At 27.8% G+C, this 4,460-nt stretch carries 3 protein-coding genes; 2 read left to right on the top strand and 1 reads right to left on the bottom strand.

Annotated features, from left to right (window positions below):
- The first annotated feature begins 235 nt into the window (after window positions 1-235).
- Complete coding sequence (fliB, locus tag ACRC28_RS00055) at window positions 236-1,411, top strand: flagellin lysine-N-methylase (RefSeq protein ID WP_438541417.1); 1,176 nt, start codon at window positions 236-238, stop codon at window positions 1,409-1,411.
- A gap of 40 nt (window positions 1,412-1,451) precedes the next feature.
- Here fliB and ACRC28_RS00050 read toward each other — a convergent pair whose 3' ends face one another.
- The gene (locus ACRC28_RS00050; RefSeq protein ID WP_438541416.1) at window positions 1,452-2,771 is read right to left on the bottom strand and encodes an APC family permease; all 1,320 of its coding nucleotides are present in this window, start codon (window positions 2,769-2,771) and stop codon (window positions 1,452-1,454) included.
- Window positions 2,772-2,965: 194 nt separating this feature from the next.
- Between ACRC28_RS00050 and ACRC28_RS00045 the strand changes: the two genes are divergently transcribed.
- Entirely contained in the window at window positions 2,966-4,324 is a 1,359-nt protein-coding gene (locus ACRC28_RS00045; RefSeq protein ID WP_438541415.1) for an MATE family efflux transporter, read from the top strand.
- Window positions 4,325-4,460: the final 136 nt, after the last annotated feature.

The raw sequence follows: 4,460 nt of genomic DNA, 5'->3' as shown, positions 1-4,460 counted from the left end.
ACAACTTGTCTTCACCCATTATTTTACTTTTAGTAATATTATATCCTATCCTCTCTTATAAATGTAAATATTTTTGCACCAATGTCACATATATTCTCTATAATTTACTTAGTATATATTGATATTTAGTCCATCTTATACTATAATTTCACCATAAATTTGACATATATGGTCTTTATTCCATATAAATTTCTATTTAGGAGGTAAGCCACTATTTTAGTGGCTCTGATAAAAAATGAAAATACGTATTCCTTATTATTTTAATGATTTTAGTTGTATTGCAGGAGATTGTGAATCTACTTGTTGTGCAAACTGGGAGGTCGTCATTGATGATGAATCTTTCAAAAAATATAAAAATATAGAAACTGATTTTAAAGATGTTCTAAAAAGTAATCTTACTAAAAATTCTGAAGGTGAAAATATATTTTTATTAAAAGAAGATAGATGTTCTTTTTTAAATAAAGATAATACATGCAATCTTTATATTAATTTAGGAAAAGATAGCCTTTGCTATACTTGTTCTAAATACCCTCGTTTCATAGAAGATTTTTTAGACTTAAGAGAAATGGGCTTATCCCTTTCTTGCCCTGAAGCTTGTAGGATAATTATAAAAGAAGATTCTCCTATAAAATTTAATATTGAAGATAATAATGAAAAATTTATTGGAAATCCATCAGATTTTGATAAAGATTTTTTAAGTAGTCTTTTACAATCTAGAGATTTAATCTTTCAAATTTTAGATGATAACACTCTTTTATTTAAAGAAAAAATAACAATAATCTTTGAATTTGCAAGTGCTCTTCAAAATAAAATTGATTTAGATGCTATAGATGAACCTCCACTTATAATAAACGAATCCTCTTCTTTCTCTAAATATGGTTTTTCAAAGGAATGTCTAAATAACTTAAAAAAAGAAGTTCTAAGTGGTTCAAATTCTACCACCTATGATGAAATACTTTCTTATTTTGAAGTTTTTAAAGATTTTAAAACATTAAATAATGACTATTCTCTAAAAATTTTAGCTTCTCTTGACTTTATAAAAAAGAATAAATCTCTTTATTTAAAGAAAAGATCTCTTTTTGAAGACTATTTTAAAGAAAGAAACTATATGTTTAAAAACATCTTAGTATATTTTATATTTAGATATTTTCTAAAAAGCTTTTTTGACTTTAATTCTTTAAATAAAATTAAACTTGCAGTAGTTAATCTTATTATGATTAGAGAATTATCTATCATATATTGGATACAAAATGATTCTTTAACAACTGCCCAATTTGTTAAGATACTTTATACTTTTTCTAAAAATATTGAACATTTAGAAGAGAATATATCTTCTATGGAAGAAATACTTTCTGAAAAAAATAATTTTAACTTAGCTAATATATTGAACTTAATAGACTTTAATATCTAAAAAATAGGCACTGTGAAATTTCACAGTGCCTACCTTAGTATTAATTTATTTTACTTCTATAATAATTATAAATGTAGAATGGAACTCCTAAAAGTAAAAGGATGAATCCCCACATTACTATTTCTGCTCCTGAACCATAGATTGTCCAAATCGCATATACAAATGCTAATAGTGGTATTATCGCTTTTTTTATAAATATTTTGAAGTTAAATTCTGTTGCCCCTCTAAACATTAACATTATTTCTGCACATGCTGTTAAAAGATATACAGGTAAGAATGATAATGTTGCAAGTATTGTTATAAATGTGAAGGCATCTACCATACTTTGTTGATAGTTCATTATTAATAGTATATTTACTAAAATTGAACCTACAACTAAAGAGTTTACTGGTGTTTTATACTTAGGGTGTAGTTTTCCAAAGAATTTTGGAAATACTCCATCTCTTCCTGCTGCATATGCCACTCTAGCTGTTGATAAAAGCCATCCAATAGTTGTCCCTAAAATACATACAACTACAGCAATTGTTATAGGCTTTCCAACTGAACTTCCAAGTATTTTAGTTAAAATATCTGTAAGTGGTGCTGAACTTTTAGATAGGTCAGCGTTTGACATAGCTCCCATTGATGCAAAGCTTATTAAAATATAAATAGCTGATGCTATAAGTATTCCATAGATTGTACTTCTTTTTACATTTCTCTTAGGATTTTTTATTTCTCCTGCTGTAACTGTTGCACTTTCCATTCCTACAAAAGCCCAAAGAGTGGCTGTTGCTGCAAGTGGAATTGTGTTAAGACCTTTTCCTTCAGGTATTAATGGCATTAAGTTACTTGGATCAAAGTTTAAAAATGCTATTATTATAAACACTACAAAAAATCCAATTTTAAATACTGTTGCAAAGCTTTGAAGCTTTCCTGCTTTTTCTACTCCAATAATATTTATTATTGTAAAAATCCAAAGAATTGCACTTGTATATATTATTGATATAAGAGGATTACGTAAAGCTGGAATAACTGCTGCACTATAGCTTGAAAGAGTTACAATTATTGCTGCATTTCCTATCCAAGAACCATTCCAATAAAGCCATGCACTTAAAAATCCTGTAAATTCTCCAAATGCTGATTTTGTATATTGGTATGCTCCTCCTGTTTCAGGATATTTTGAACCTAAATTAGCAAAGGATAATGCTATTAAAATAGATCCTATTGTTGTTATTGTCCAAGCTATCATTGTTGCTACAGGCCCTGAAACACTTGCAAGTGTTGCTGGTAACATAAACACACCAGAACCAATCATATTCCCACAAACAAGCATTGTAGCCATAAATAGACTTATTTCTTTTTTCATACTTCTTTCTTCCATCTAATCCCCCTTATTATTCGTTTTTCATACAAATGTAATTGTATCAAATTTATGAAATTTGTCAATTTAGGTTTACTTTTTCTTTTCTTTAATTTTCCATTCTACATTTTTTTCAAAAATAACTCTTGACCTTGGAGTAACTCCAACCCTTATACTTTAAATTGTGAATAATTTAAAAACTATGGAGGAATTTTATGAGTGAAAATATTTTAGGAACTGAAAAAATTGGCAAGCTTTTTATTAAGTTTTCTATGCCTGCTATAATTGCAATGTTAATTGCTGGAATGCAATCTGTAATTGATGGAATCTTTGTTGGGAACTTTATTTCATCTAATGCTATGGCAAGTATTTCAATTGGAGCCCCTTTTATGCAAATTGTTATTGGACTTTCTATGCTTGTTAGTGTTGGCGCTTTAAGTTATATGGGTAGAAGTTTAGGTGAGGGTAATGAAAAACTTACTAGAGATATTTTTAAAACTTCTACTATTATATTAATAGTAGCTTCTATTTTACTTACTATAATTGGAATTTTTTTCAGTACTCCTATAAGTAAAGCTTTAGGTGCTAGTCCCCTTCTTTTAAATGATGTAAGTATTTATATTAAAACACTTTCTTTTTGTATACTTCCAATGTCTCTCGCTTTTCTATTTGGATTTTCAGATAGATTAATCGAAAGACCTGATCTTTACTTTAAGGGAATGATTTTAAGCCTTATTACTAATGTTACTTTAAACTTTTTTCTTATTAAAGTTTTAAATTTTGGAATAATGGGTGCAGCTTTAGCTACAGGAATTTCTTATTCCTCTGTATTTTTAATAGTTGTAGGACCTCTTTTAAAAAAATCTAATTTAATTAATATTTTTAAAGGCTCTTTCAATAAAAAAACTATTATTCCTATTTTGTATAATGGTTCTTCAGAAGCCTTTGCCTCAATTTCTGCTGCCATAGCTGCATTTTTATTTAATATGGCTTTTATAAATTTTGCAGGTGAAGCTGGTGTTGCTGCCTTTTCTAGTATTTCTTATGTTACTCAATTTGGAATGTTAATTATTTATGGTATAACAGATGGAATCTCTTCTATTATTAGTTATAATTATGGTGCTAAAAACTTTGAACGTGTAAAATCTATTTTTTATCTATCAATAAAGATATCCTTATTTGTAGGTGTATTAACTTTTATTCTCATATTCTTCTTTAGTGAACCTCTTGTAAGAATATTTGTCCCTGACAATCTTGAGGCTATTTCCTTAGCTGTTGATGGTTCTAAAATTTATGCTTTTGCATTTTTATTAAGTGGTATTCCTGCTCTAGGCTCTGCTTACTTTACAGCTATTGGATATGCTAAAGAATCTATAATAATCGCCTTAAGTCGTGGTTTAATTTTTATTGTTATTGGAATTTTAATTTTACCTAGAATTTTTGGTTTAAGTGGTGTTTGGCTTACTATACCTTTTGCTGAATTTATTACTGTCTTAATTTCCTTATACCTAAAAAAATCCTATGAGGAAAAAGAAGCTTTAACCACCTCTCTTAATTTAGAATTAAAAATGTAAAGGGGCTGTCGCACTAAAAAGTAGTGCACAGTTCCTTTTTTATACAAAAAAACAAATCCCTAACTTCGAAAAAGTTAGGGATTCTGATAAAATGTTTGTATGCTTAAAACCAACATTTTACTTAAAGATTATACTA

The organism is Clostridium sp., assembly GCF_051650885.1.
Classification (GTDB): Bacteria; Bacillota; Clostridia; order Clostridiales; family Clostridiaceae; genus Clostridium.
This window is presented reverse-complemented; position numbering and strand designations above follow the sequence as displayed.